At 62.0% G+C, this 25,432-nt stretch carries 26 protein-coding genes; 5 read left to right on the top strand and 21 right to left on the bottom strand.

The features are described from left to right. Window positions 1-2: 2 nt before the first annotated feature. The 4 genes from ABIB06_RS34765 to ABIB06_RS34750 form a co-directional block, all read right to left on the bottom strand. Window positions 3-728, bottom strand: a complete 726-nt coding sequence (locus tag ABIB06_RS34765; RefSeq protein ID WP_354051571.1) for an amino acid ABC transporter ATP-binding protein — start codon at window positions 726-728, stop codon at window positions 3-5. 99 nt (window positions 729-827) lie between these two features. Continuing rightward, window positions 828-1,523, bottom strand: coding sequence for an amino acid ABC transporter permease (locus ABIB06_RS34760; RefSeq protein WP_354051430.1), 696 nt, complete (start codon window positions 1,521-1,523; stop codon window positions 828-830). Next, a complete protein-coding gene (locus ABIB06_RS34755) occupies window positions 1,520-2,311 on the bottom strand; it encodes an amino acid ABC transporter permease (protein ID WP_354069981.1) in 792 nt (263 codons plus the stop codon). Before ABIB06_RS34755 ends, ABIB06_RS34760 begins: the two co-directional genes overlap by 4 nt. A 214-nt stretch (window positions 2,312-2,525) precedes the next feature. After that, window positions 2,526-3,686: an aminotransferase class V-fold PLP-dependent enzyme gene (locus tag ABIB06_RS34750; protein WP_354069983.1), complete on the bottom strand. Its 1,161-nt coding sequence runs from the start codon at window positions 3,684-3,686 to the stop codon at window positions 2,526-2,528. 208 nt (window positions 3,687-3,894) lie between these two features. Here ABIB06_RS34750 and ABIB06_RS34745 point away from each other — a divergent pair, with 208 nt between their 5' ends. The 3 genes from ABIB06_RS34745 (at window position 3,895) to ABIB06_RS34735 (ending at window position 7,172) form a co-directional block, all read left to right on the top strand. Continuing rightward, window positions 3,895-4,692, top strand: coding sequence for an IclR family transcriptional regulator (locus tag ABIB06_RS34745; RefSeq protein ID WP_354069985.1), 798 nt, complete (start codon window positions 3,895-3,897; stop codon window positions 4,690-4,692). 221 nt (window positions 4,693-4,913) lie between these two features. Further along, a complete protein-coding gene (locus ABIB06_RS34740; RefSeq protein ID WP_354069988.1) occupies window positions 4,914-6,032 on the top strand; it encodes a methyl-accepting chemotaxis protein in 1,119 nt (372 codons plus the stop codon). 207 nt (window positions 6,033-6,239) lie between these two features. After that, window positions 6,240-7,172 carry a LysR family transcriptional regulator gene (locus ABIB06_RS34735; RefSeq protein WP_354051439.1) on the top strand — a complete coding sequence of 311 codons (933 nt, stop codon included), beginning with the start codon at window positions 6,240-6,242 and terminating at the stop codon, window positions 7,170-7,172. On the opposite strand, the gene ABIB06_RS34730 is transcribed toward ABIB06_RS34735, so the two are convergent. Genes ABIB06_RS34730 through trbB form a run of 11 tightly spaced genes read right to left on the bottom strand, consistent with a single transcriptional unit; the run spans window position 7,136 to window position 16,849 of the window. After that, the gene (locus ABIB06_RS34730; protein WP_354051441.1) at window positions 7,136-7,393 is read right to left on the bottom strand and encodes a DUF2274 domain-containing protein; all 258 of its coding nucleotides are present in this window, start codon (window positions 7,391-7,393) and stop codon (window positions 7,136-7,138) included. The two genes, ABIB06_RS34735 and ABIB06_RS34730, sit on opposite strands and share 37 nt — an antisense overlap. After that, a complete protein-coding gene (locus ABIB06_RS34725; RefSeq protein WP_354051443.1) occupies window positions 7,390-8,592 on the bottom strand; it encodes a TraB/TrbI/VirB10 family type IV secretion system protein in 1,203 nt (400 codons plus the stop codon). The genes ABIB06_RS34730 and ABIB06_RS34725 overlap by 4 nt, the downstream gene beginning before the upstream one ends. Beyond that, the gene (gene trbG / locus ABIB06_RS34720) at window positions 8,583-9,656 is read right to left on the bottom strand and encodes a P-type conjugative transfer protein TrbG (protein ID WP_354069990.1); all 1,074 of its coding nucleotides are present in this window, start codon (window positions 9,654-9,656) and stop codon (window positions 8,583-8,585) included. Before trbG ends, ABIB06_RS34725 begins: the two co-directional genes overlap by 10 nt. Then, entirely contained in the window at window positions 9,653-10,342 is a 690-nt protein-coding gene (gene trbF, locus ABIB06_RS34715; protein WP_354069992.1) for a conjugal transfer protein TrbF, read from the bottom strand. The genes trbG and trbF overlap by 4 nt, the downstream gene beginning before the upstream one ends. Before the next feature lie 3 nt (window positions 10,343-10,345). Further along, the gene (gene trbL / locus ABIB06_RS34710; RefSeq protein WP_354069994.1) at window positions 10,346-11,707 is read right to left on the bottom strand and encodes a P-type conjugative transfer protein TrbL; all 1,362 of its coding nucleotides are present in this window, start codon (window positions 11,705-11,707) and stop codon (window positions 10,346-10,348) included. Then, window positions 11,704-12,024, bottom strand: a complete 321-nt coding sequence (trbK-alt, locus tag ABIB06_RS34705) for a putative entry exclusion protein TrbK-alt (protein WP_247377230.1) — start codon at window positions 12,022-12,024, stop codon at window positions 11,704-11,706. Before trbK-alt ends, trbL begins: the two co-directional genes overlap by 4 nt. Window positions 12,025-12,036: 12 nt before the next feature. Continuing rightward, window positions 12,037-12,795, bottom strand: a complete 759-nt coding sequence (trbJ, locus tag ABIB06_RS34700; RefSeq protein ID WP_354069997.1) for a P-type conjugative transfer protein TrbJ — start codon at window positions 12,793-12,795, stop codon at window positions 12,037-12,039. Beyond that, on the bottom strand, window positions 12,792-15,230 hold the full coding sequence (gene trbE, locus ABIB06_RS34695; RefSeq protein ID WP_354069999.1) for a conjugal transfer protein TrbE: 2,439 nt from the start codon (window positions 15,228-15,230) through the stop codon (window positions 12,792-12,794). Before trbE ends, trbJ begins: the two co-directional genes overlap by 4 nt. A gap of 7 nt (window positions 15,231-15,237) precedes the next feature. Next, entirely contained in the window at window positions 15,238-15,513 is a 276-nt protein-coding gene (locus ABIB06_RS34690) for a VirB3 family type IV secretion system protein (RefSeq protein WP_354070001.1), read from the bottom strand. Then, the gene (locus ABIB06_RS34685; RefSeq protein ID WP_018457220.1) at window positions 15,513-15,854 is read right to left on the bottom strand and encodes a TrbC/VirB2 family type IV secretion system protein; all 342 of its coding nucleotides are present in this window, start codon (window positions 15,852-15,854) and stop codon (window positions 15,513-15,515) included. Before ABIB06_RS34685 ends, ABIB06_RS34690 begins: the two co-directional genes overlap by 1 nt. Beyond that, window positions 15,851-16,849: a P-type conjugative transfer ATPase TrbB gene (gene trbB / locus ABIB06_RS34680; protein ID WP_354070003.1), complete on the bottom strand. Its 999-nt coding sequence runs from the start codon at window positions 16,847-16,849 to the stop codon at window positions 15,851-15,853. The genes ABIB06_RS34685 and trbB overlap by 4 nt, the downstream gene beginning before the upstream one ends. 414 nt (window positions 16,850-17,263) lie before the next feature. Here trbB and ABIB06_RS34675 point away from each other — a divergent pair, with 414 nt between their 5' ends. Then, window positions 17,264-18,019, top strand: a complete 756-nt coding sequence (locus ABIB06_RS34675; RefSeq protein WP_354070005.1) for an SDR family NAD(P)-dependent oxidoreductase — start codon at window positions 17,264-17,266, stop codon at window positions 18,017-18,019. Window positions 18,020-18,187: 168 nt separating this feature from the next. Here the strand turns inward: ABIB06_RS34675 and ABIB06_RS34670 are convergent, their stop codons facing one another. Next, window positions 18,188-18,811 (bottom strand): NUDIX hydrolase, encoded by a 624-nt coding sequence (locus tag ABIB06_RS34670; protein ID WP_354070007.1) that lies wholly within the window; start codon window positions 18,809-18,811, stop codon window positions 18,188-18,190. Between the two features lie 316 nt (window positions 18,812-19,127). Between ABIB06_RS34670 and ABIB06_RS34665 the strand changes: the two genes are divergently transcribed. Beyond that, window positions 19,128-19,601 (top strand): GNAT family N-acetyltransferase, encoded by a 474-nt coding sequence (locus tag ABIB06_RS34665; RefSeq protein ID WP_354070009.1) that lies wholly within the window; start codon window positions 19,128-19,130, stop codon window positions 19,599-19,601. A 15-nt stretch (window positions 19,602-19,616) separates the two neighbouring features. Here ABIB06_RS34665 and ABIB06_RS34660 read toward each other — a convergent pair whose 3' ends face one another. The 5 genes from ABIB06_RS34660 to ABIB06_RS34640 form a co-directional block, all read right to left on the bottom strand. Beyond that, window positions 19,617-20,048, bottom strand: a complete 432-nt coding sequence (locus ABIB06_RS34660; protein ID WP_354070011.1) for a CopG family transcriptional regulator — start codon at window positions 20,046-20,048, stop codon at window positions 19,617-19,619. Between the two features lie 7 nt (window positions 20,049-20,055). Beyond that, window positions 20,056-22,038, bottom strand: coding sequence for a conjugal transfer protein TraG (locus tag ABIB06_RS34655; RefSeq protein ID WP_354070013.1), 1,983 nt, complete (start codon window positions 22,036-22,038; stop codon window positions 20,056-20,058). Window positions 22,039-22,079: 41 nt separating this feature from the next. Further along, window positions 22,080-23,819 (bottom strand): relaxase/mobilization nuclease domain-containing protein, encoded by a 1,740-nt coding sequence (locus ABIB06_RS34650; RefSeq protein WP_354070015.1) that lies wholly within the window; start codon window positions 23,817-23,819, stop codon window positions 22,080-22,082. A 354-nt stretch (window positions 23,820-24,173) separates the two neighbouring features. Beyond that, the gene (locus ABIB06_RS34645; RefSeq protein WP_502916584.1) at window positions 24,174-24,917 is read right to left on the bottom strand and encodes a lytic transglycosylase domain-containing protein; all 744 of its coding nucleotides are present in this window, start codon (window positions 24,915-24,917) and stop codon (window positions 24,174-24,176) included. A gap of 163 nt (window positions 24,918-25,080) precedes the next feature. Then, on the bottom strand, window positions 25,081-25,416 hold the full coding sequence (locus ABIB06_RS34640) for a DUF736 domain-containing protein (RefSeq protein ID WP_354070019.1): 336 nt from the start codon (window positions 25,414-25,416) through the stop codon (window positions 25,081-25,083). Window positions 25,417-25,432 lie beyond the last annotated feature (16 nt).

The raw sequence follows: 25,432 nt of genomic DNA, 5'->3' as shown, positions 1-25,432 counted from the left end.
CCTCAGTGAATGATCTGGTTGAGGAAGGCCTTTGCACGTTCCGTGTTCGGCGCGTGAAAGAAGGTGCTCGGATCGCCCTCTTCCACGATTGAGCCGCGATCCATGAAGACCACGCGATCTGCAACTTCGCGCGCAAAGCCCATTTCGTGCGTGACGCACACCATCGTCATTCCGTCCCGAGCGAGCTCAACCATGGTTTCGAGCACCTCCTTGACCATTTCCGGGTCGAGGGCAGAAGTCGGTTCGTCGAACAGCATGATCTTGGGCTGCATGCACAAGGCGCGCGCTATGGCGACACGCTGCTGCTGACCGCCAGACAATTGCGCGGGATACTTCTTGGCCTGATCGTGGATCCGGACCTTCCTCAGCAGCACCATCGCCCGGTCGTGCGCCTCGGACTGAGCAAGACCCCTGACTTTCATCGGAGCCAGCATGCAATTTTCGACCACCGAGAGATGCGGAAACAGGTTGAAGCTCTGAAAGACCATTCCGACTTCACAGCGAACGCTGTTGATATCGCGAATCCGGTCCGTCAGCTCGATCCCGTCGACGACTATTCGGCCGGAATCGTGCTTTTCAATATGATTGATGCAGCGGATCAGCGTCGACTTCCCCGAACCCGACGGCCCGCAGAGCACAATCTTTTCTCCTTTTGCGACGTTGAGGTTGACGTCGCTCAGGGCATTAAAGTTGCCGAACCGCTTGACGAGGTGCTCCACGACAACCATCGGAAACTGGTCGGCTGGGCTAACTGCGTGCTCTTGCTGCAATGCTGGTCTCCAGGTTCTAGAGTCTGAGGAACGACGGGCGGTCAGATAGCCGATTGACTATCGGTTGGCACCCGCGATCGCGTACCTCTTGCGGAGCGAGGCGACGAATTGGGACGCGGCGGAACTTATAATGAGATAAACGACGGCCACTGCGAGGTACATCTCGACGAGGCGACCGTTGAGCTGCGCAAGCTTCGAGGCCGCACCGAGAAGATCGGTGAGCGATAGAACGTAGACGAGGGACGTATCCTGAAAAAGAATGATGGTCTGGCTCAGTATGATCGGACTGGCAACCCGGAACACCTGTGGCAGGACGACGTTGCGATACGTATCGAATGTCGACAAGGCGAGAGCCTGACAAGCCTCGAATTGCCCTTTGTTCACGGCGCGCAAACCGACCCGGATGATTTCCGAATAGTAGGCGGCCTCGAACAGGCCGAACGTGATGAACGCCGTATAGGTGGCACCGACTGGAATCGGACGACCATTGCCTGACAGGTGACCCAGAACGATGGGCACCAGGAAGAAGAACCAAAACAAGACGAGGATGAGCGGAATCGAACGCATCAGGGCGACGTAACTACGAACGAGCGAGCTCAGAATGCGGAGCTCAAAGTGTTGCACGAGGGCGAAGAGCGTTCCAAGAAACATTCCAATCAGGAACGCGGCTGCCGTCAAGGAGAGCGAGAACAGCAATCCGGACCATAGATAGGGCCATGCCTGCGCGATAATCGAGAAATCGAGGCTGTTCATTTCACGACCTCCATGCTGCCAGGCAGGGGACTTTCCTGCTTCACATCGTCAAACTCTGATCCCACGACTTCCTTGCCCGGTGCGGTACCGGGAATGCGCACCGCTTTGTCGATGAGCATCATCGTCTGGTAGGCGATCAGAGCCAAGGCGAGATAGATGAGGGTGGCGGCACCGAATGCCGCGAAGGTTTGGAACGTAGCGTCGCTGATCTGGCGCGCCTGAGCGGTCAGCTCCATCAAGCCGATGGTCAGAGCAACGGACGTGTTCTTGTAAATGCCCATCACCTCGCTCGTCAGGCTTGGCACGATGAGGCGCAGTGCCTGCGGCAGGATGATATGGCGATAGGTCAGATATCCGCTTAGGCCGAGTGCGGCTGCCGCTTCGGCTTGCCCCTTAGGCAAGGCTTCGATGCCGGCACGAATCTGTTCTGCGATACGCGCGGCGGTGTACAGACTCAGGCACCACAAGGCCGGAAAGAACGATCCCCAAGGCGGAGGTATCTGCTTTATCCAGTCGCCCATAGCAGTCGGAAGAAGCTCGGGCAGGACGAAGTACCAGAGAAACATCTGCACGAGAACGGGGATGTTCCTGAAGATCTCCACGTAGAGCCGAGCTAAGGCGCCGAAGAAGGGGTTCTGCACGGTGCGACCTATGCCGACGATTATTCCGACTGCGAACGCAATCCACCAACCGACGAAGGCAAGTGCTAACGTCCAACCAAGGCCTGAAAGAAGCCAGTCGATGTACCGCTGGCCATCCATGGTCTTTTCAAGAAGAACTCCGAACATCGCGAGCCTCACGATTGCGGGTGCGCAGAGCCACCATACTCAGCATGGTCGGTCGTCGTGCGCGTTGCGCCGGTGCTAGTCGACCGCGTCACTTGAATGCGCGGTCCTCTCCTTCAGCACGCCAGCAAGCAGAGGGCATGATGCTCGCCGTTGGGCGGGATCAGGCTGCTGTCCGCTTCGCGTGCGGTTTCTCCAACTGCTCCTATGCCAAATCCTAAGCGGCCCTGAATGACTGTTTTGGCTGGCGTCCGCGGATGAGATGCACCAGACGATCCACATCGGCGACGGTGTTGAACATGCCGAACGATACACGGATGCCGTCGCGCTCGGGAGAAACACGCACGCCATTCTCTTCGAAGTAGCTGAGCCACTCTGTCGCGGGTAGGCCTACGACGTAGATGTGGGGCGAGCGATGTTGCCGCTGACGCGGGCCGACGAGACTGACGTCGAGCTCGTCCAGTTGAGTGATGAGATGATCGCCCAGATCGAAGCAATGATTCTGAATGTTCTCGACGCCGATCTGCTCGATCATGTCGAGCGAGGCCCCGAGCGCGTGAACTGCAGGAAGGTTGAAGTTGCCGAGCTCGAAGCGTCGCGCGCTGGGAGATGGCGTCAAGCAGTCGGGGCGAGCGATAAGGTCGTGAGGAACCTCCGCCAAACTGGCAGCGGCAAGATAGGCCGGCTCCAGCTCCTTCAGTGCCTTGTTCCAATAAAGCAATCCGAGACCTTGGGGGACCAGCAATCCCTTGTGACTCCCGGAGCCGACGAATGTTGCCTGGACGGCCTTCGCATCGATTGGAACGATCCCGATTGCCTGCATGACGTCGACGACGAAGTAGAGCTTCTTGTTCGCACAAAGAGCCCCGATGCTCTCGATGTCGAAGCGATGCCCGGCGTGGAAGGTGACGTGCGACAGCGAGATCGCGCGGGTCTTCTCGTCAATATGGGGAAGGAAAGTGTCGGCGTTTACGACGTCCGTCATCGGAAGGAAGTCGATCTGGACACCCTTCTTCTTCAAATTGAGGAAGGCATATGCATTGTTTGGATGGTCCCCGTGGATCATCAAAACGTTGTCGCCGGCTCGCAGAGGCAGCGCGTTCGCCGCGATGTTCATGCTTTCCGATGTGTTCTTCGTGAAGGCAATTTCGTCGGCCGATACCCCAAGGAAACGGGCGACCTTGGCACGCGTTTGCTCGACCCGATCGAGCCACACGCCTTTTGGTCCGGCCGTCTCCAGGCCCTCGCGAAGGAAAGTTTCGATCGCCGCCTTTACGGGACGCGCGAGCGGCGCCTGAAAGCCGGAGTCGAGGTAGACCATCCTTTCGGCTGCCGGGAACTCCTTGCGCACAGCTTCCACGTCGTAATGACGAGACATACCCAATCTCCCTTTCAAAACACATCGCCCGCATCGCCAAATTCCCGGGCTTGGTCGCCATCCAAACCGAGTCTGTGCAGTGCACAAAATCCGATCAACGAGCGACAGCGCCAACGATATGAGCAAACGCGCGGTACGTCCAAATCGTTTTTCATATTTCAGTAGTAATTGTTCCGAAAAATGATAATATATTCGAAAGGAGATTCGTATGGCGGAGCGAGAAAAGACGGCTGGGCCTCTCGACCGGGCATTCGCCATCGTTGCCCACGTCGCCAATCAGACGAAGGCCGTCTCGGTCGCGGAGATCGCGAGCGCCCTTTCATTACCCGTTCCGACGGCCCATCGGCTTGTCGGAAACTTGGAAGAGCGCGGCCTCCTTCAGAAGGCGCTTGGATCGAAGCGCTATGTGGTGGGCAATCAGTTGGTCACGCTGTCGGCCAAAGTCATCGGCGCGGCTTTTCGCACGGCGCGACGGCATGCGGTGCTCCGCGCGGTTGCCGCCGAGATCGGCGAACAGTGCGAGATCGGCGTCGTGCGCGACAACGTCGTCGCTTACGTCGACAGCGTACGCGTGTCCCAACCACAGGGGCTTCAATTCAATCCCGGCGAGGCTGCTCCACTTCACTGCACCTCGACTGGGAAAATTTACATGAGCCGGTTACCGGAGAGAGCACGTGAGAAGTTATGCTGCTCACTTGAGCTGACACAGTACACCGATAACACCATCGTGGATTGCGACACCCTCCTGAGGCTTCTCGAAGAGACACGTCGTCAGGGTTGGGCCAAGACGAATGAGGAATACGTGAAGGGCGTCGTCGGCTGCGCCGTTCCCATCGTGTCTCCGGACCGAGAACTGATAGCCTGCCTTGGCGTTTCGGTGCCCGTGGCGCGAGTCAGCTTTGCAGAACTTGATCGTTTCATTCCTCCGCTTCAAAGAGCCGCCGTGCTCCTCTCGCAAACCATCCTTCAGACGGATAGTGAGGACGAAACGCTAGAGGAAACTTGAGAAAAACGATCCTCGGCTCCTGCTATTTGGCCAGGAGGAAAGAGCACGGATTTCGTCGAAACGAAGTTCGATCTATTGGCCCTCGCCCGTCAAACTGCGACTCAGGCGGCCAAAGAGTCCGTACACCAGGATCTAGCCGCAACGATCAAAGGTACCCAGGAAGAAATTGCCGCAGCTCAATTACGTAAGGAGCAAATGGCGAGCCGAATGACCGCCATCGTATGGGGGGCTACCACGGCGGCCTGGTTATCGCCCTTGCGGCCGCAGTCTGGCTGACTGGGACCGTGCAACGCCCCATCGTCGCTTTGACTGCTACCGTCGATGCGTTGGCGGCCGGCGACTTGACGATGATCGTGAGTTGCACAGAGCGCAAAGATGAAATCGGTCGACTTGCGCGTAGTATGGAGATCTTCCGGGCCGGCGCGATCGAGAATCGCCGTCTTCAGGACGAGCAGGAGAGATTGAAGCAGCGCGCCTCCTCCGAGCGTACCGGCGTCTTGCGTGGTACTGCCGATGCGCTGGACGGACGAACTGCGGGACTTATGGCGACGCTGATCGACCTCAGTTCGGCACTGAACAACTCCGTATCGACAATGAGCACTGTTGCCGATCGTACAGCAGAGCGTTCGAGCACCGCGACCAGTGCCGCCGAGCAAACCACGGCACACGTAGAATCCGTCGCTGCGGCAACCACGGAGTTGTTCGCCTCGGGTTCTGAGATCGGACGGCAAGTGGCCCTGTCATCCGAAATCTCTCGCCAGGCGGCACAAGAGGCGGAACAGGCAAACGCCATCATGAACGGACTTGCGAACGCCGTCGGACGCATCGGCGAGGTAGTTCAATTGATCGAGGCGATTACGTCCCAAACCAACTTACTAGCGTTGAATGCGACGATCGAAGCCGCCAAGGCGGGAGAGACAGGCAAGGGCTTTGCTGTCGTCGCTGGAGAGGGAAAAGCACTGGCAAGTCAGACCAAGAACGCCACACAAGAGATCGCCACACAAATCGTGGCGATTCAGACCGAAACGGACGCCGCCGTGGGCGCTATCCGGCGGATATTCGACGTCATCAATCGTGTTGGCGAAACCACTAAATCTATCGTCAGCATTCTCGACGAACAAAATGCCGCCATCGGGGACATCAGTCGCAGCGCCGAGTCCGCTGCTGCCGGAGCACGCGCGGTAGCCGGGCACGTGCTCGAAGTGTCCGGCGACGCGGCGACTAGCCGCGGAGCGGCCGATGACGTAGTCCGCACAGTTCAGGACCTGATGGACCGCAATCGTGCCCTCGGCAGGGCGATTGCGACATTTGTTAGCGAGATGCGCCAAGCCGTGCCGTAGCCAGCTTGATGTCTGCTGTCGAACTCGCAGCGAACGAGCCGTGTCACGTTGATATCTGGGGCAGTACGCGGCTCGCCTGCGACCGTCAGTGTCGATCTGGCTCATTCTCATTAATCGGAACAGAATGTCCGTCATGGACTGAACGAAATGGAAGTCGCCACGTTTTAGCCTTCACGCATAAATAGCCAAAAATCTCTGTACAACCTTATGGCTCCTCCGACCGTGCCAGTGGAATTTCGAGATCTACGCTGGGCGATCGCCGCCTCGCAGCATCGAAGCCTCCGTCAAGCGGCAGAGACACTCAGAATCAAGCAGTCAACGCTCAGTCGCCGTCTTCGAAGTCTCGAACACACGTTGGGCAGCACGCTCTTCGAGCGCACAAATGGCGGCACACGACCTACCATCGAAGGTCAGGAATTTCTCGATGCCGCCCGGCGCATCGTGGGTGATACGGAAGCCTTGGCGGCTCGCCTCAAGACCCACTCGCGCGGCGAGAGCGGTCAATTGACGATCGGCATCCATGCTTCCCTCTCAGCCGGCAATCTTCGGGCCACCCTCCTCGACCACCGGCACCGCTTCCCCGATGTCGATACACATCTGGTGGACGGAGCGAGAGACCATCTGATCTCCGACCTCGTCAGTTCCGCCATTGACGTGGCTTTCGTGGCGGAGCCAAATCCAAGATGGAGCGACAGGTCATTATTGGTGTGGAATGAACGTGTCGTCGTCGCCCTCCCTGAGAACCATCCGCTGACATCCCGCAATGTGGTTCATTGGGGCGAACTGAGGCAGGAAACGCTCTTGTTGTCACAGCACGGGCCCGGACCTGAATTCCACAAGCTGCTCATAAGCAAAATGGGATCTTCCGATCCATGCCTGGTGCTTCGCCATGATGTGGCGCTCGACCGGCTTCTCACCTTGGTCGGCGCGGGCTGGGGTATCCTGTTGGCCTTGGAAGGTGCGACTGGCGCGAGCTATCCAGGTGTCACCTTCCGAGAGGTCCACGATGCCGACGGTCCGACACGAATGAGCTTCCGCGCGTACTGGCGGCAGGCTAACGGCAATCCGTCGTTGCGTCCCTTCCTTGACTTACTTCGCGAGCGCTATCCGGATCTTTCCGCTGCCCCCGGCAAGGCTTGAGCAGCATTTCGCCGTGCCTTGGCAAAGGCGCGGTCGGTTGCCATGAAACGCTCGATCATCGGCGCAATCAATTTGGCAGGCTCGGTCAGTGTCGTCGTGCCTCCGCTACGCGTTAAAATCTCGGCGTAGCTCTTGAGGTCCCTGAAAACCGCCGCCGGCAACTCGACCGTGAGCTTGACCGGCTTGTCGTCTTCGAGCGGCCCAAGCTTGAGCTTCGTCATGGCGTTCCTCCCTTTCCGTACGGAGCCAACACCAAATCCCGCGTAACGATGACCCGCACCGGGAAACCTGGCCGGACGGTCAGTGTCGGCTGAATGTTGAGCTGGCGCTGCACGATCTGCTGGCCGGTCTGGCTGATGCTGTTGGAGGCGCCGCTGCGGATTGCTTGAACGAGGTTGTTCTCATTCTGGCTCGTGCCCGCTTCCGCTCCGACGCTGAGCATGGTCGAAAGAGCGGCGGCCTTGAACAGCATGCCCCAGTGGTTGTCGACCTCATCCTCAAGTCCGGCATAACCACCGGTGTCGGCGCCGGGCTGGCGCTCCAACACGATCGAGTTACCGTCGGGCATGATGATGCGGGTCCAGACCAAGAGGATACGGGACTGGCCGAACGCGACGGAGCTGTCATATTGGCCGATCAGCTTCGCACCCTGGGGGACCAAAAGATATTTGCCGGACGGGCTGTCATAGACCGCCTCGGTCACCTGGGCGGTGACCTGGCCAGGCAGATCGGAACGAATGCCCGTGATGAGCGCAGCCGCGATTACAGTGCCGGCCTGCACGACATAGGGTGAGGCCTTGGCCTCGAGTCGGTCCGGACTGACCGTGCGCTTGTCCGTTGCAGCATTAAGGAAGGCCGTCTTGCGGTCCTGCATGTTCTGGGCAGATCCAGCATCGACGGGCGGTGTCGCGGCCGGGGTCGTCGTGGTGCCAGCGGAAGCATTCGGGACGAGTTGGCCGGCGCTCTGCGGTTGCTGAGCAGTCTGGGCGAAGAGGCGGCTAACCCGCGCCGCCTCGATTTCCTGGCCCATGCGCTGCGTCTCCGGATCAGTCGTCGTGGCCATGGTATTCGGCGCAGCGCCGGCGTTGAGGATCGGCTTGCCGAGATCGCCGGGCAGCGGCGGCCCGAGCGGCGGCGCTTGACGTGGCAGGCCGGTATAGTCCTTCGGCAACCCGGCGAGGCCCTCGGCCGAAGGCCTGTTCTGGGTGCTGAGCAGCTCTTGGCCGGTCTGCGACTTGTTGCCGGTCTGGAGCGCATAGCCGAGCGCGCCCGCGACCGCGAGGGCGGACAGCGCGCCGAGACCGATAAGGACTTTGCGCGAGAGCCGTGTGACACGGGGCCGCTCGCCGCGGAGCCGAAGGTCCGGCGGCGCGACGGGCGGGATGTCGCTCTGAGGTTCGTCTTCGCTGCCTATCGCCATGAGCGCGGCCTTCCGTCGGTCCGGACGATACGCACGCGCCGCTCGCTGTCCTTGTCGCCAAGACGCAATTCGGCGGCGGCGAACAGGCGATCGACGATGTAGTAGTTGCGGTTCGCGCGGTAGTTCACCAGCTCGGACCCGCCGGCCGGACCGATGACGAACAGCGGCGGCATTTCGCCCTGGACGATCCCGCTTGGGAACTCGATGTAGACCTTGTTCCCGTCGTCAAAGGCGCGCAGCGGACGCCAGGCCGGATCATCGCCCTCGATCGCGTAGCGGAAGTTGATCGAAGCGAGATCGACGCCGGCCGCGATTGGCGCTGCAGTTTCAGCCGCCGCATTCTGCCGCCGAAGTGCAATCAGTTGGTCCTCGGGATACTGCCAGGAGACCGAGGCCATATAGGTCTTCTCGGTCGAGCGGAGCTCAAGGAGATAGGTCCGCCGGTCGGTGTTGATGACGAGATTGGTGACCAATTCCGGCCGCGTCGGCTTGACCAGGATGTGGATCTTCCTGGTCGCACCCGCCCCGCTCTCGGTATCGCCGATGATCCAGCGCACGGTGTCACCGGCGGCGACCGGACCGGAGCCTGTGAGTTGCTCGCCCTCCTGGAGGGCGACATCCGTGATCTGACCGGGCGCCGTATAAACTTGATATAGGGCTCCGCCGGAGAACGGATAGACCTGAACGGCGTTGATAAAACCGGTGCGGACCGGCTGCACTCGTGCAGCGGCGTTGGCCTGTTTGACGCGAACCTTCGGATCAGCGGCTTCCGGGACGTGTTTGCCGGCGCCGAGCGGTTTCAACTGCCCGGGCAACGGGAGCGGCTGGGGCAACTCCACGATTTTGACGGGGGCCGGCGGATCGACGGTGAGCGTCGCGGGCTCCGCGCTATCGTAGCTGATGTCGGGCGGGATGAAATTGTGCGCGCAGCCACCAAGCGCCGAGGCGAACATCAGCAAAGCAGCAAAGGCGGATTTACGGAAACACGGATCGGTGTCTTTCCGGTTTTGGCGAACGAGACGCGAAGCCGGACCGCCGGCTTTTGAGAAAATCGGCGGGGTCATTGTCCCAGCTCCTTTGACCAGTTGATGGCGTTGACGTAGATGCCGAGTGGATTCTTGCGCAGCCGGTCGGCATCGGTGGGCGGCTGAATCGCAATGGTGAGGATCGCGGTCCAACGTTTGGTGCCGGCGAGCGCCCCATCCTGAAAGCGGTGCTCGACCCAGGCGACGCGAAAACTGTCGGGCGAGGCGCGGATGACGCTGGAGACGTCGATGGCGACCTGCTGCTTGCCGAGATTGGCGAAGGGGTCATTGGCGCGGGCGTAGTCGTTCAGCGCCGCCGCGCCCGCCGTGGTCGTGAAATCATAGGCCTGCAGCCAGTTGTGCCGCACGATGATCGGGTCGGCCGGAAGCGAGCGAACGATCTGGATGAAGTGGGCGAGATACCAGGCAATCTGCGGGTCGTTTGGCCTATAGTCGGCGGTGGCGGGCGCCACGGCTTGCGCCTCGCCAAGCTTGTCGACCTGCACCACCCAGGGAACGACGGTGCCGTGCGTGGATTGCCAGACGAGCCCGCCGGCGAGGCCACAAGCGAGGATCAGCGAACCGAAAGCCATCAGCCGCCAGTTCTTGGCCTGCACGCGAGCGGAGCCGATGCGTTCGTCCCAAACTTGCGCCGCGCGCTGGTAGGGGGTTTCGGGTTCGGGCGTGCGGCCATAGCGGACCGACGATCGCCGGAAGACTGACATTTCTTATTCTCCTCCCGAGAGGTCGACGGAGTGGCCGCCACCATGGCTGTCGCCGGATTTGAGGGCTTGCGCGGCTGTCTGAGCGCCGTGAATGACGGTCTGATTGCGCTTGACGCGCTGGGCCCAGGCGGGCGGACCGCTTTCGCTCGCTGCTTGAGATTCGGCTCCATCGGGTGCAGCCTCGCCACTCCCGATGGTCCCCATCGTCGAGGAGCCACCGGTGTTGGCGACGCCGGCACGGGCACCGGAGGTGAAGCTCTCCCTCATTGCCCCTGCCGCTTGGAAAGCGGCGCGTCTGACGGGGGCTGCCGCGTGACTTGCCGCCGCGCGCCCTGCGCCACCGAGACCGGACGCGACGCTGCCAACGCCGGACCGACCGGCCGATGCGAGGCTGTAGGCGGAGGACACACCGCCCGCCATCGCCGCACCACCACGCGCGGCGGCCGCAGCACCGGAACTAGCCGCCATCGCCCCCCTTCCGGCGAGCCCAAGCGCAGCTCCACCCGCCATAGCCGTGCCGGCGACGGCGAGGCCCGTGCCGACGGCAGCGCCGACGCCAAGCTGCGGCGCGCCCGACACAAGCCCGGTGGCGATGCCCGGACCGAAGATGCCGAGGCCGAGCATGGCGAGTGCCGCCAGCACGACAGAGAGCGCTTGCTCGATGGTCGGCTCCCCGCCGGCATAGGCAGTTGTGAATTGGGAGAAGAGCCCGGTGCCGATGCCGACGATGACAGCAAGCACCATCACCTTCACGCCGGAGGCAACGACGTTGCCCAGCACCTTTTCCGCGAGGAAGGCGGTCTTGTTGAAAAGCGCGAAGGGAATAAGGATGAAACCGGCAAGCGTCGTCAGCTTGAACTCGAGCAGCGTTACGAACAGTTGCACCGCCAGAATGAAGAAGGCGATCAGCACGAGTAGCCAGGACACCATCAGCACGGCAATCTGGACGAAGTTCGCAAAGAAGCTGGTGAAGCCCATCATTTGGCTTGCGGAGTCGAGCAACGGTTGCCCGGCATCGAGTCCGACCTGCGCAAGTCGGCCGGGCCGCAGGAAGTCCGCGGTCGAGATTGATGAGCCGCCGGCCTTCAGTCCGAGGCTAGCGAAGCTATTGAAGATGATGCCTGAGAGCTTGGTGAAGTTGGTGATGATGAAGGCAAAGAAGCCGATGTAGAGGGTCTTCTTCACCAGTCGTTGGAGAATGTCTTCGTCTGCGCCCCAGGCCCAGAACAGGCCGGCGAGCGTGATGTCGATGACGATCAACGTCGACGACACATACGTGACCTCGCCTTTGATCAGGCCGAAACCTGAATCGATGTAGGTCGTGAAGGTATTGAGAAAGGTGTCGATGACGCCGACGTTGTTCACGGCTTCTCTCCCTGTGGAGCACTCGTCGTCGGCTGTGTGGCCGGCGCGGCCTGCGGCAGAAGTGGCCGCGCCGGCCCGCCGAAGAAGCGCGCGCGGTTCTCCTCCCAGACCGCCTGGCAGTGCGGATCTTCGGCATCCTGGGGGCCAAGCGCGCGGCAGCGGCGCAGCTCGGCCGAGAGATTATCGGGAGCGGAGACAGAGGGTGCATCGGATACAGGCCGCTCCGCCGGACGCCGATGAATGACGTGCAGCGTGGCAAGAAAAATCGCGAACACAATGATCATCGCGCCTACGCGAAGGATATCCGAGCGCTCCATGATCGGTGTGCCTTAGTTGCCGCTGAACATGGTGACATTGCCGGGCTGATAGCCGCTGCGTGTCGAGAAGATCTTGTATTGTTGCTGGCCCTGCGATTCGGTCGCGGTCACGCGCGCCTGCTCCAGCGCGTCCGCCCGTCCCTTTGCGGCGAGCACCGCGACTAGATCGGATAGCTGCTGGGAATGCAGGGCCAAGAGCTGATTGCCGGCCTGAGCGGCCTGCAGGGCGCCACTCGCCGACTGGCTGGCGGTGACCAGCGAGCTCATTGTGCTGGAGTTGGTCGAGATATTGCCGACGACTCCGGCCTGCATCTTGAGCGAGTCTTCGAACGCGCCTACCGAGTTCTGCCAACGACTTTGGGCCGCGGCAAACATTGTCGCATTGGAGCCCGTGGCCGCCGCCGTGCCGTAGGTGCTGGAATATGTCGTCTGGATGCGCTCGACGTTGAAGGCGATGTTCTGGGCCTGGCTCAGCAGTGACTGAGTCCGTGCGACCTGTGACTGAAGCTGGGTCAGCGTCGACAACGGCAGATTGGCGAGGTTTTTTCCCTGGTTCACCAGGCTCTGAGCCTGATTGGTCAGCATCTGGATCTGATTGTTGATCTGCTGCAACTCACGCGCCGCGGTCAGCACGTTCTGGCTGAAGTTGGTGGGGTCGTAGACGATCCACTGCGCAAAGGCCGGCGCCGTCAAAAGCGGCGTGATTTGTACGGCAAGCAAGAGAGCGGTCGCGGTGACCAAGATTACGCGCCGCGTCTTAAGAGCGGTCATGATTGCACCTCCAGGTTTGTCAGGTCAGGGATGAGATCGGCGGCCCAGAGCAGCTCATGATCCGCGAGCCAGGCGGCCGTGAAGTCGTCGTGTCCGTGCTCGGCGAGCAACCGCTCGATGGCGGCATGGTCGGCCTTCGAGGCCGCGGCGCAGAATGCGAGCGCGACTGGCCCGAGGCCCAGCTCGAACAGCCGATTGCCGCGGCGGGACTGGCAGTAATAGTCCCGCTTCGGCGTCGCTCGCGCGATGATCTCGATCTGGCGATCGTTTAGGCCGAACCGACGATAAATGTCGGTGATCTGCGGTTCGATCGCACGTTCGTTCGGCAGAAAGATCCGCGTTGGGCAGCTCTCGACGATTGCGGGTGCGATGTTGCTGCCGTCGATGTCGGAGAGCGATTGGGTTGCAAAGACGACAGAGGCGTTCTTCTTCCTCAACGTCTTCAGCCATTCGCGAAGCTGCTGGGCGAAGGCCGGATCGTCGAGCACGAGCCAACCCTCGTCGATGATGAGAAGGGTCGGCCGGCCGTCGAGCCGTCCCTCGATGCGATGAAAGAGGTAGGTGAGGACGGCGGGCGCAGCTCCAGCGCCAATCAAGCCTTCGGTCTCGAACGCCTGCACCGACGCAAATCCGAGCTGCTCGGCCTCCGCGTCGAGCAGGCGGCCGGAGGAGCCGCCGACGCAATAAGGTTGCAGCGCCTGCTTAAGCGCGGTCGATTGCAACAGAACCGTCAGGCCGGTGATCGTGCGCTCCTCGACCGGCGATGACGCCAGCGAGGTCAATGCCGACCAGACGTGCTCCTTCACGGTCGGATCGATGATGACGCCCTCCTTGGCGAGGATCGCGGTTACCCATTCGGCGGCCCAGGCGCGCTCCGCCGCATCGCCGATACGCGCGAGCGGCTGGAGTGCGACGGAGTCCTCCGCGCTGTTCGATAGACTTCCACCGAGGTCGTGCCAGTCGCCGCCCATGGCAAGCGCCGCCGTGCGGATCGAACCGCCGAAATCGAAAGCAAAAATCTGGCTCTTCCGGTAACGGCGGAACTGGATCGCCATCAGCGCTAGCAGCACGGACTTGCCGGCGCCGGTCGGGCCGACGATCAGGGTGTGGCCGACATCGCCGACATGCAGCGAGAAGCGGAACGGCGTCGAGCCTTCGGTCTTGCCGAAGAAAAGTGGCGAGCTGCGGAAATGCTCATCCCGATCTGGCCCGGCCCAGACCGCCGACAGCGGGATCAAGTGAGCCAGATTCAATGTCGAGAGCGGCGGCTGGCGGACGTTGGCGTAGGCGTGCCCCGGCAGTGAGCCGAGCCAGGCTTCGAGCGCGTTCACCCCTTCCGGCATGCAGGTGAAGTCGCGCCCCTGGATCACCTTCTCGACGAGGCGCAGCTTCTCGGCGGCGAGACCAGAATCCTCGTCCCAGACGGTAACGGTCGCGGTGACGTAGGCCTGGCCGACGTCGTCGGTGCCCAGTTCCTGCAAGGCGAGATCGGCATCGGCGGCCTTGTTCGCCGCATCGCTATCGACGAGTGTCGAGGCCTCGTTGGTCATCACCTCCTTGACGATCGCGGCAATCGACTTCCGCTTGGCGAACCACTGTCGGCGGATCTTGGTCAGCAGCTGCACCGCCTCGGTCTTGTCGAGGAGGATCGCGCGGGTCGACCAGCGGTAGGGGAAGGCGAGCCGGTTCAGCTCGTCGAGGATTCCGGGATGGGTCACGGTCGGAAAGCCGACCACGGTGAGCGTGCGGAGGTGGTGGCTGCCGAGACGCGGCTCGAGGCCGCCGGCAAGCGGCTCGTCCGCAAGTAACGCGTCGAGATGCATGGGCGTCTCGGGAACGCGTACGCGCTGTTGCCGGGTCGAGATGGTCGAATGCAGGTAAGTTAGCGTCTCGCCGTCATCGAGCCATGCCACTTCGGGCATGAACCCTTCGACCAATTGCAGGACGCGGTTGGTCCGGTCGACGAAGCCACGCAGCAGCTCGTGAGGATCGACACCGCTCTGCGCTCGGCCCTCATAGAGCCACCCCTCGATGCGCGAGGCATCCTCGGCCGGCGGGAGCCAGACGAGAGTCATAAAATAACGGCTCTCAAAATGGGCGCCGGCCTCCTCGAAAGCGTCCCGTCGTTCCAGATCGACCAGCGCTGATGCGGCGTCGGGAAAGGTGTTGTGCGGATACGTCTGAGCGGAGCTGCGCTGGGCCTCGACGAAGATCGCCCAGCCTGAGCCGAGACGCCGGAGCGCATTGTTGAGGCGGGCCGTCACGCCGACCAGTTCGGCAGGCGTCGCGCTGTCGAGGTCCGGACCACGGAAGCGCGCCGTGCGCTGGAACGCGCCGTCCTTGTTGAGGACGACGCCCTTCTCGACCAAAGCCGCCCAGGGCAGGAAGTCGGCGAGACTGTGGGGCCGGTTGCGATATTCGGCGAGGTTCAGCATGGAAGGCTCACTCGCCGAGATAGGATGGATAACGGAGGTGACGTCGCACGACGTCCACGAACTGCGGGTCGCGCTTGGCCGCCCAGACGGCGGCCGCGTGGCCCACGGCCCAAAGCAGCGCTCCGGGAATCCAGAGGTGGAGGCCGAGCGCTATTGCCGCCGCCAACGTGCCGTTGGCGATCGCAACCGTGCGGGGCGCACCGCCCATCAGGATTGGATCGGTGAGCGCGCGATGGACCGACGCAAAGAAGCCCGGCACCTCAGGATCGACGATCGCGGCCATCACACCAAGGCTCCGCCGGAGAAGCTGAAGAAGGTCAGGAAAAAGCTCGACGCGGCGAAGGCGATCGACAGACCGAAGACGATCTGGATCAGCCGGCGGAAGCCGCCGGACGTGTCGCCGAAGGCGAGCGTCAGGCCGGTCACGGTGATGATGATGACCGACATGATCTTTGCGACCGGACCTTGCACCGACTCCAGGATCTGATTGAGCGGCGTCTCCCACGGCATCGAGGAGCCGGAGGCGTGGGCCGCGGGCGCGACAACGATGGAGATGACGGCAATCGCCGCAAGCTCCGTGAAGCGGCGGCGAACGCGACGGATCGCGGCAGGCAATTGGGTCATGATCGGTCTCCGGTAAGCGAGGATTGGCCGCCCGCCTCGGCGGACTGGACGCGGTAATCGCCGGTGGCGGGATCGAGGCCGGCAATGAGAGCGAGTTCGGCAAGGCGGCGTTCGCTGCCGCGGCCGCGCAGCACCGCGACGAGATCGATGGTCTCGGCAATCAGCGCCTTGGGAACGGTGAGGACGGCCTCCTGGATGAGCTGTTCTAGACGACGAAGCGCGCCCAGCGCGGAGCCTGCGTGAATCGTGCCGATCCCACCGGGGTGGCCCGTGCCCCAGGCTTTGAGGAGCTCCAAGGCTTCGCTGCCCCGCACCTCGCCGACCGGAATCCGGTCGGGGCGTAAGCGAAGGGAAGACCGAACCAAGTCAGACAGGGACGCGACGCCGTCCTTGGTGCGCAGGGCGACTAGATTCGGAGCGCGGCATTGCAGCTCGCGCGTGTCCTCGATCAGGACCACGCGATCGGTGGTGCCGGCGATCTCGGCCAGCAGTGCGTTTGTCAGGGTGGTCTTGCCGGTCGAGGTGCCGCCGGCAACCAGAATGTTCTGGCGGGCGGCGACTGCTTCGCGGAGCAGGCCCGCCTGCCCGGTCGTCATGATGCCGGCCGCCGCATAATCATCCAGAGTGAAGACAGCGACAGCGGGCTTGCGGATCGCAAAGGCCGGCGCCGCAACGACCGGCGGAAGGAGCCCCTCGAACCGCTCCCCCGTCTCGGGAAGCTCGGCTGAGACGCGCGGCTTCTCGGCGTGCACCTCAGCGCCGACATGATGCGCGACCAGGCGGACGATCCGTTCGCCATCGGCGGCGGACATCGTTCGTCCGCTATCCTCCAGGCCGCCGGACAGCCGGTCGATCCAGAGCCGACCGTCGGGGTTGAGCATCACCTCGACAATCGAGGGATCCTCAAGGAAGGTGGCTATCGAGGGGCCGAGCGCGGTGCGAAGCATGCGCGCGCCACGCGAGAACGCTTCCGAATGAAGTGAAGTGCCCGCCACGATCGTCCCCCGTCGAGCGCCAATCGCGGCAAGCGATCAGCAACGGGGATGGATAGAAAAGGCAGGAACTGGCGCAGTTCAACAAGTATTCAGCCGTCGTAGAGAGCCCGCGTAGAGCAGAGAAAAAATACTTGCTGTATCGTAAGCGTGCTGATCGAACGCTGCACAGATCACTGCAACAGCTTGCACCAATTGGGCTGTGGCTGCGCAGTCCCGCGCTAGTCGGGAATTCGGCTCAAACTTCTGCTGTTCGGGGCAGAAAGGAAGAGAGCGCCGAATTGTGAAGGCGACGCTGTTGACCCATTGCAGTCATGATGTTTGAGATCCTAGCGAGCCAGGCTCGGAGATGGATCATGCGATAACGTCGCGCACTCGTGGACCGCTATGCGACGGGACGATTGAAAGGTACATGCGATGGGACGACTGAAAGGCAAAGGCGCTTTGGTAACGGGCAGTTCGCGCGGGATCGGTGCCGCCATTGCTCGCCAACTGGCGCATGAGGGCGCACAAGTAATCGTGAACTTTCGCAGTTCCAGGCTCAAAGCAGAGCAACTCGTCGCCGACATTGTGGCCCAAGGAGGTTGGGCAGAGGCTTTACAAGCTGACATCGCTGATATGCAGCAAGTGCAGGCGCTGGTGAACGATGCTTCCGCGCGCTTGGCGGCCATCGGTGGGCGACTGAATGTACTGGTCTGCAATGCGGGCACGGTTGAGCCTGCAAGTCTTGAAGACATTGACGAGGCTCAGTTCGATCGACAGTTTGCGAGTAATGTGAAGTCCGTTCTGTTCAGCGCACAGACTGCAGCGCGCGTATTCGGGGAACAAGGAGGCGCAATTATCAACATCAGCTCGATAAATGCACGTATGCCGGGCCCGGGCTACTCGGTCTACAGCAGCACCAAAGCGGCGGTGGAGGCCATTACCATTGCACTGGCGCGAGAACTAGGACCACGCGGTGTGCGGGTGAACGCGGTTGCTCCGGGAACAACCGCGACAGACATGACCAACCGCGTTCTTACCGCCGAGTTGGCGGCAGCAACCGTAAGCCGCACGGCTCTCCGGCGAGTTGGCGCTCCTGATGACATCGCGAAGGTTGTTGCTTTTCTCGCCTCCGATGACGCCGCATGGATCACAGGTGAGGTGATTACGGCTAGTGGCGGATTGCGATGATGGATAATAGTAAGTGGAACGGATCTGTGAAATGACATGAGCGACAACAAATCGGCCCTCAACCCGCCTTACGAGTGGCGCCCTGCACGCGGAGAAATGGCCCTTTATTCGGCAAGGTTACTTGTGGACCGCCAAAAGATCAGCGCACCAACAGAGCGGATCGTGCTTTCAATCGAAGAAGGCAGGTCTGTCCGCGTCAGCTGCGAATGCGAACGCTGCTTCAACGTCACTCTCGATAGTTCTGCCTCGCGAGAGCGGAGGTAGCTGATCTTTTGGAAAAAAGATCGCCTCGCTGGTCTCCAATCTTGGCCGCACCTCACCGCCTGAGAGCCTCTCGCAAAGGAAGAAAACTTTGTAAAAATCCCGGACATCAGGCGAATATGAACCGCTGGCCTTGTGTCGAACTCCGTAGAGGCGACGAACAGACACTTTCAATCCAGCCTCTTCGTACAACTCCTTTTGGATGTTTTGGACGGCAGAGAGGCCAACGTCTGCAAAGCCACCGGGCAAGGCCCAAAGACCATCGCTCTTCTCGCGGACGAGAAGAACTTTGTTCTCTTCTACAATGGCTCCGCGCACATCAACTTTCGGCGTCGCATAGCCCCGCGCGAAATCAGAGATCAGCCCCTCTATTCTTTCAATGGGAACATTTCCCAATGTGGCGAGCATTTCATCGGCGATAGAAGCAATCTCCTCGTATCGTTCTCGGTCGAACTGATCTCGCGCGAAATGCAGCCCGGTTGACGCGATAGCTTGCAACCTCTTGCCATACCTAAGCCACTGAGGCTCCATGGTGCAGCTCCTTCTTAATTACAATAATCTCATAACAAACGGCGGCTTGAAACGAAAGCACATGCCGCTGATGCAGTGCGATCTGCGGCAGAGCCGCAGAGCCGGCCGCGCTCGTTGCAGCAGTCGCTCTGCGTTGGAATGCGAGTCGAATTCAGCATAGTATTCCTGCTTTATCTGCGCGAAATTGCATTAATTCGGCGACGCTACGCCGCGGTTTCGCGCTCTCAAGGTGAGAAGCACATCCATAGTACTTATTGTTGCGGCCGCCATTTTGCTAAAGTCGATGCCGGAAATTGAGGTCTGGAGTCACATTTTAATGACTGACAATGGCAACTTTTCCTTCAGGGCCGCTCGGCTCGAGGACGCGGAAGTGGTCTTCAACATAACGAAAGCGTCAATCTCCGGTCTCGCAGGAGCATCCTATTCTCGATACCAAATAGAGAATTGGATGGGTGAGCGTACGGTCACCTTCTATGAAGAACTCATCGCCAGGGGACAAATGACCGTGGGCGTGCGCGACGATGTCGTGGTTGGATTTGTCGATGCCGAGCCTGGTGAAGTCACTCGGTTGTTCATACTGCCGGAAGCCGCTGGTCTGGGGCTCGGGCGCCGCCTCCTCGAGATTGGAGTCGAACAAGCGCGATTGGGCCATAGCGGGCCAATAAGACTCGAGGCGACGATCAATGCTGAAGCATTCTACCGAAAACATGGGTTCCGAAACCTGCGCAGGGGCTATTTCTCTCACGGTCTGGGCGGCGAACCGATCGAGATCGTGCACATGGAACTGTGAATCACACGCCTACCCTCACGTTGGTTCGCTCTCCTGAATATCCTCCGGAATCTCTTGTCGGAGCTTCGGCCCTTGATTCAGCCGCCGCCCTAGTGCCGCGACGAAGTTGTCGTAGCGAAGTCCTGCTTGCGCCCGCGCCGCCTTTGCGGCCGGTTCGGGGAGCGGCGGTGTCGTGGTCAACCAGAAGCGAACGAACAGCGCCAAGGTCTCGACTGAGATCCCGACATCGCGTTCGAGCCGCGCGACGCGGCGATCGACCTGGTCGAGGCGCTTGGCAGTAGCGGCCTCCCGCCGCTCGTCCGCGTCCGGCGACAGGAAGGACGCAATCGCGGCTTCGGCGATGAGTGACATCGGCTGCTCGCGTCGCGCCGCATAGGCCGACAACGCCTTCATGACATCTGGGTCGAGGTAGACCGACATCTGGGCTTTCTTCTTCGGCGCGGTCATGCCTGCCTCACAATCCGAGATCGTCGCCAGGATCGAGGGATGCCTGGCGCGCGACACCCTGCATCATGTCGTTCATGCGCCTAATCCGCGGAGCGTCTTCATCGAGCTCGTCGACGAGGTCAGATGCGAACTCGTTGTCGAGCGTTTCCTTCTTTTCCAAAGTGTCGCAAGCCACTTCCGGCTGCTGCCGGCGGTCAGCGGTCTTCGGATCCTCCATGTCGGTCTGATCATCGGCCGACGCCGGCAATGTCGCCGGGCGTGGCGGCAGTGGCCGTGAACTCCAATCGTCCGGCCGGCCGTCGTTGGGCTTGGTCAGCGTCGGCGGCGCCAAGATGCGCTCCTGGAAACGCCGGTCCTCGTAATAGCGCGCCTTCCTGGCGCGGATCGGATGGAGACCAGACATCATAACGATCTCGTCAGTTGGCGGGAGCTGCATCATCTCGCCGGACGTCAGCAGCGGGCGAGCGGTCTCGGACCGGGATACCATCAGGTGACCGAGCCAAGGTGCCAGCCGGCGGCCGGCATAGTTCTTCATCGCCTTCATCTCGGTTGCGGTTCCGAGTGCATCGCTCACCCGTTTCGCGGTCCGCTCGTCGTTGGTCGCGAAGCTGACCCGGACGTGACAATTGTCGAGGATGGAGTTGTTGGGCCCATAGGCTTTCTCGATCTGGTTCAGCGACTGGGCGATCAGAAAGCTCTTGATGCCGTAACCCGCCATGAAGGCCAGCGCGGACTCGAAAAAGTCGAGCCGGCCGAGCGCCGGGAATTCGTCGAGCATTAGCAGGAGCCGGCGCCGGCCGGCCTTGGCTTGGAGATCCTCGGTCAAGCGACGGCCGATCTGGTTGAGGATCAGACGGATCAACGGCTTGGTGCGGTTGATGTCCGAGGGCGGCACCACGAGGTACAGCGTGGTCGCTCGCTCTCCGCCGACGATATCGGTGATCCGCCAGTCACAGCGTCGCGTCACCTCCGCCACCACGGGGTCTCGATAGAGGCCCAGGAACGACATTGCGGTGCTCAAGACGCCGGAGCGTTCGTTGCCGGACTTGTTCAGTAGCTCGCGGGCAGCGGAAGCGACCACGGGATGGACACCGGCCTCGCCGAGATGCGGCGTCCGCATCATCGCGGCAAGCGTCGATTCGATCGGCCGCTTGGGATCGGACAGGAAGGCGGCGACGCCGGCGAGCGTCTTGTCTTCCTCCGCGTAGAGGACGTGGAGGATGGCGCCGACCAGCAATGCGTGGCTGGTTTTCTCCCAGTGGTTTCGCTTCTCGAGGCTGCCCTCGGGGTCGACGAGGATGTCGGCGATGTTCTGGACGTCGCGCACCTCCCACTCCCCGCGCCGGACTTCCAGCAAGGGGTTATAGGCCGACGAGTTCGCGTTCGTCGGATCAAATAGAAGGACACGGCCATGCCGATACCGAAAGCCGGCCGTAAGCTGCCAGTTCTCTCCCTTGATGTCGTGGACGATCGCCGAGCCCGGCCAAGTCAGGAGCGAAGGGATGACGAGGCCGACGCCCTTGCCTGATCTCGTGGGCGCGAAACACAGAACATGCTCTGGCCCATCATGGCGAAGATAGGCGTGCTCGAACCGGCCGAGCACGACGCCGTCAGGTCCAAGCAATCCGGCCTGCTCGATCTCCTTTGCCTCAGCCCAGCGCGCAGACCCGTAGGTCTCAGCATTATTTGCTTCACGGGCGCGCCAGACCGACATGCCGATCGCAACGGCTGCGGCGATGATGCCGCCGGATGCGGCGATGTAGCCACCCTCGATGAAGATTGAGGGCGCATAGGCATCGTAGGCATACCACCACCAGAAAAACGCCGGCGGAAGGTAGAACGGAAAATGGAGCAGCTCGAACCAGGGCTGCCCGAGCTGCGGCTGGAAGCCGAGCCGCCAAGCCGTCCATTCCGTCGCGGTCCAGATCGTCAGCAGGACGACCGCGAAGACAGTGATGACCTGCCCCCAGAGAATTTTGGTCGCGGACATGGCGGCCGTCCTCTCCTGATGTCGGTGATTGGAGGGATTGCTCACAGGCCGAGCCCCCGATTGCGTCCAAAACTCCAATCGATGCCGCCGTCGGTGCGGGCCACGCCTGAGACATGTCGGCCGAGCTGATTTTCGAGTGAGGGCGTCCAGGGCACGAGTTGGAAGCCGAGACCATCGTCGATCATGGCGAAGCGGCCGGAGGCGAGCGCGAAGCGCCGCCGATAGGCGCCAGCGACATACTCGCCGGCGGCCGACGGGTTGAACGGCTTGCCAGTCTCGGCCGCGAGCTGCTTGCCAAGGGCGTCGATCTCCCGATGGCGCAACGTGCCGACGAGGTTCTTCGCGAATATCAGTCCACGCGTCTGGCGCTCGGCGAACCCCTGCTCGATCAGCTGCTCGGCCCGCCGTCGCATGGCGTCGCGGACTTCGTCGCCGAAGCCCGCCTGGCCCAATGCCACCGGATCGCGCGCAACGGCCTGCCGGTCGAGCCACGTCGCGCCTCTCGCCGTTATCTGCGCTTCGATCGAGAGATCGGAGCGGACGGCGAGCGCCGCGCGACGCTGCCCTCTCGCGTCGTTGAATTTGCGTAGCTCCACAATGGAGCCCGGTGCGCTGTCGCCGGAAGCGTCGAGATCGGGCAGCCTGATGTGGTGGGTGCGTCCGTCGACGCCGTCGATCACGGCATAGGCGGTCCCTTTGAGTTCGTCGTCGAGACCGCGATCGACGAGGCGCCCGATGATGGGCACGTCGAGGCTTTCGCCCGATAGCACGTAGCTCGCGGTCCCGCGCTCGATGCCACGATCGGTCAGGCTGCGGTGGATGCGCTTGATGATGTCGCCGCGCTCGTCGAGCTCGCGCAAGGTCGTCTCGGCGGCCTCGTCCATGACCCATTGGCCTGGCCCGAGTTGATGCGCAAGTCCGAGGCTCTCCAAGCGCCGCAGCCGGCCGACCTTCAGGGCATGGAACTGATCAGGCTGCTGCGCCAGATCGGGTGCAAGATCGATGACCCCATGCCGGTCTGCATCGCGAACAAGCTGGCGGTCGAGCTGTGTCCAGCGTTCGGCTTCGACCTGGCGCTCGAGCGAGCGACGGATGTCCGGATCGGAGCGCAGTCCGAGTTCCTGTGTGGCAAGGTCCTGGGCACGGGCGCGCATCCCCTCCTTGATGTAGACGCGGGAGATGACGAGGTCCTGGCCATCTTCGGCGACACCGCGCACGATGACGTGGACGTGGGGGTGCTGGGTGTTCCAGTGATCGACACCCACCCAATCGAGCTTGGTGTCGAGATCCACTTCCATCCGGCCGACCAGCTCGCGGGCGAAACCTTTGAGGTCGGCCATATCGGATGCGTCTTCCGGCGAGACAATGAAGCGGAAATGGTGGCGGTCATCCTGACAACGCTCGGCAAAGGCCTTGGGATCGGCATGCTCCGTGTCCGGGCCGAACAGCCGGGCCTTCTCCCCGTCCCGGGTCACGCCCTCCCGCCGGAGATAGCCGAGATGCGCGGCGAGCGGCGCCGATCTCGCTTTATGCCTGACAACACGTGTCTTGATCGTCACCAGACGCGAGCGGCCGGTGAGCAGACGGTTTGCCCGCGCGCTGGCGACCCGTCCGCGGCCGAAGCGCGAATGACGATGGTTGGCGAGCTGGCCGGCTCGCGAAATACCGCCGCCGGCGCGCTGAGCAGCCGCAAGCGCCTGGGCGATGAAGGGCTTGGCCCGCTGGCTCCGCGAAGAGCGGATGCGGCCTGGCCGAGGCTGAAATTCCTTCTCCTCAGTCATGGCCAGCCTCGGCAATGTGCGAAAGGCAGAACCCCCGCAATGAGTTGACCGTGAGGCGCACATTGCGCGCCGAAGCTGCACATTGCCGGATCAGTGAAAAAACAAAGCAACAACAACCGACCGACCGAGCCGCACATTGCGGCCTTTTATCTCGCCATCGTTCGGTCGTTGCCTGCTCGTCTCCCTCGCCTGCTCTTTCTCCTTCGCTGGACTGCGCTGAAACACGCCTGAGTCCGAATTCCCAGCCGACCGCGGAGGCAGCACACCATCGCGTGGCGGATATCCAGATCTCAGCAACCCGCGAGTCTGCAGGCGTGCGTCGATCTCGGTATAGATGTTGATGATGCCGTGCCATCATTGCGCTCCTCCCGTTGCCCCGAGCGCGACGAACAGGCCTTCCGACTGCGGCGCAATCGCAGAGAGATCGTGCCCGGGAACGGCAGCCGACCTGTCGTGCGCCGATCGATCGACTGCCACTCGCGCGGTAGACGACGGACCGTCAACGTGGTCGAAAAAGAGCGGCGCCCGCGTCCAGGATGAACGAGAAGAGGCCGCGAGGAGAAGAGGTCCTGGTACCCCCTCCGCATCGACAAAAGGGACGATGGCCGCGACATAGGCGACGGTCTCGGCAGGTAGTGGACGATGTCTATCGCGAAAATCCTCGTAGCGGCCGGGACCCGCATTGTAGGCCGCAAGGAAGTCCGGCGAGCCGTAGCGGTCGTGCAGCTCACGAAGGAAGGCGGCGCCCGCGAGGATGTTGTCACGAGGGTCGAAGGGATCCCGCCCAAGACCATAACGAGCGCGCATGTCCGCCCAGGTCTTGGGCATGAGTTGCATCAGACCGAGTGCGCCCTTAGGTGACACGGCGCGCCGCTCGCCATGGCTCTCGACCCGCATGACGGCGTGTATCCATGCTGCCGGAATGCCAAAGCGCTGCGCGGCTTCCGCCACGGGGGTGGCATAGCGATCGTTCGTCGGTTGACCGCGCGCCGGCACTGTCTCTGCTGACACTGCCGGCATTGCCCCGCCAATCACCAGCAGGCCGGTAAGGAGGAGAACGGCAAAGCCCGCCGTGGCTCCGCTATCGCGGCGCGGCATCGTGCTGCTCACCAACCGTGCACACGGACCGCCACCACCGCTGTGTGCGGCGGCCGGCTGACGGTTGCGCGGACCGGAGGGATGAGACGGCTTTGTCGCGAGCAAAGGGATAGAGCTTCGATGCGCCTTGTCGGCGGCACGCGTGACGGAACCCTGCATGCAATCAGTCCCGCTCGGCGCGCTGGGGCAGACGATTCCAGTTCAGTGTCCAGACCGATTTGTCGTCGCCTGACTGGAAGAGATTGGCGCGGATCGGCCGCGGCAGCGCCGGGTCGTCGATGATGAACGAAACGTACTCGCCGGCCTTCTCTCCAGTGCGTTTCCAACCTGCGCCGATCTCTGGGCCGTCGGCATCGCCGAGGCGGACGCGGTAGTCCGGCGCGTTTTCGGCATCCGAGGATTCGGCCGGGACGAGGGTGAGAATCCGCTCGAAGAAAAGCGTTTCAACGCGTCCGGTGAAGCCGGACTTTTCGCGGGTGAACTGGCCGATTTGTGCCATGGGAAAGCTCCTTGGT

Origin of the sequence: Bradyrhizobium sp. LB8.2, from assembly GCF_040548035.1 — a bacterium.
Lineage (GTDB): Bacteria > Pseudomonadota > Alphaproteobacteria > Rhizobiales > Xanthobacteraceae > Bradyrhizobium.
Note: the sequence above shows the minus strand (reverse complement) of the source record. Positions and strands in the feature narration are given on the sequence as shown.

Coding starts and splice junctions, on each gene's coding strand:
- ABIB06_RS34765 (WP_354051571.1), bottom strand. CDS start 728: ATGGTTGTCGTGGAGCACCTCGTCAAGCGGTTCGGCAACTTTAATGCC.
- ABIB06_RS34760 (WP_354051430.1), bottom strand. CDS start 1,523: ATGAACAGCCTCGATTTCTCGATTATCGCGCAGGCATGGCCCTATCTA.
- ABIB06_RS34755 (WP_354069981.1), bottom strand. CDS start 2,311: ATGTTCGGAGTTCTTCTTGAAAAGACCATGGATGGCCAGCGGTACATC.
- ABIB06_RS34750 (WP_354069983.1), bottom strand. CDS start 3,686: ATGTCTCGTCATTACGACGTGGAAGCTGTGCGCAAGGAGTTCCCGGCA.
- ABIB06_RS34745 (WP_354069985.1), top strand. CDS start 3,895: ATGGCGGAGCGAGAAAAGACGGCTGGGCCTCTCGACCGGGCATTCGCC.
- ABIB06_RS34740 (WP_354069988.1), top strand. CDS start 4,914: ATGGGGGGCTACCACGGCGGCCTGGTTATCGCCCTTGCGGCCGCAGTC.
- ABIB06_RS34735 (WP_354051439.1), top strand. CDS start 6,240: ATGGCTCCTCCGACCGTGCCAGTGGAATTTCGAGATCTACGCTGGGCG.
- ABIB06_RS34730 (WP_354051441.1), bottom strand. CDS start 7,393: ATGACGAAGCTCAAGCTTGGGCCGCTCGAAGACGACAAGCCGGTCAAG.
- ABIB06_RS34725 (WP_354051443.1), bottom strand. CDS start 8,592: ATGGCGATAGGCAGCGAAGACGAACCTCAGAGCGACATCCCGCCCGTC.
- trbG (WP_354069990.1), bottom strand. CDS start 9,656: ATGACCCCGCCGATTTTCTCAAAAGCCGGCGGTCCGGCTTCGCGTCTC.
- trbF (WP_354069992.1), bottom strand. CDS start 10,342: ATGTCAGTCTTCCGGCGATCGTCGGTCCGCTATGGCCGCACGCCCGAA.
- trbK-alt (WP_247377230.1), bottom strand. CDS start 12,024: ATGGAGCGCTCGGATATCCTTCGCGTAGGCGCGATGATCATTGTGTTC.
- trbJ (WP_354069997.1), bottom strand. CDS start 12,795: ATGACCGCTCTTAAGACGCGGCGCGTAATCTTGGTCACCGCGACCGCT.
- trbE (WP_354069999.1), bottom strand. CDS start 15,230: ATGCTGAACCTCGCCGAATATCGCAACCGGCCCCACAGTCTCGCCGAC.
- ABIB06_RS34690 (WP_354070001.1), bottom strand. CDS start 15,513: ATGGCCGCGATCGTCGATCCTGAGGTGCCGGGCTTCTTTGCGTCGGTC.
- ABIB06_RS34685 (WP_018457220.1), bottom strand. CDS start 15,854: ATGACCCAATTGCCTGCCGCGATCCGTCGCGTTCGCCGCCGCTTCACG.
- ABIB06_RS34675 (WP_354070005.1), top strand. CDS start 17,264: ATGGGACGACTGAAAGGCAAAGGCGCTTTGGTAACGGGCAGTTCGCGC.
- ABIB06_RS34670 (WP_354070007.1), bottom strand. CDS start 18,811: ATGGAGCCTCAGTGGCTTAGGTATGGCAAGAGGTTGCAAGCTATCGCG.
- ABIB06_RS34665 (WP_354070009.1), top strand. CDS start 19,128: ATGACTGACAATGGCAACTTTTCCTTCAGGGCCGCTCGGCTCGAGGAC.
- ABIB06_RS34660 (WP_354070011.1), bottom strand. CDS start 20,048: ATGACCGCGCCGAAGAAGAAAGCCCAGATGTCGGTCTACCTCGACCCA.
- ABIB06_RS34655 (WP_354070013.1), bottom strand. CDS start 22,038: ATGTCCGCGACCAAAATTCTCTGGGGGCAGGTCATCACTGTCTTCGCG.
- ABIB06_RS34650 (WP_354070015.1), bottom strand. CDS start 23,819: ATGACTGAGGAGAAGGAATTTCAGCCTCGGCCAGGCCGCATCCGCTCT.
- ABIB06_RS34645 (WP_502916584.1), bottom strand. CDS start 24,917: ATGCCGCGCCGCGATAGCGGAGCCACGGCGGGCTTTGCCGTTCTCCTC.
- ABIB06_RS34640 (WP_354070019.1), bottom strand. CDS start 25,416: ATGGCACAAATCGGCCAGTTCACCCGCGAAAAGTCCGGCTTCACCGGA.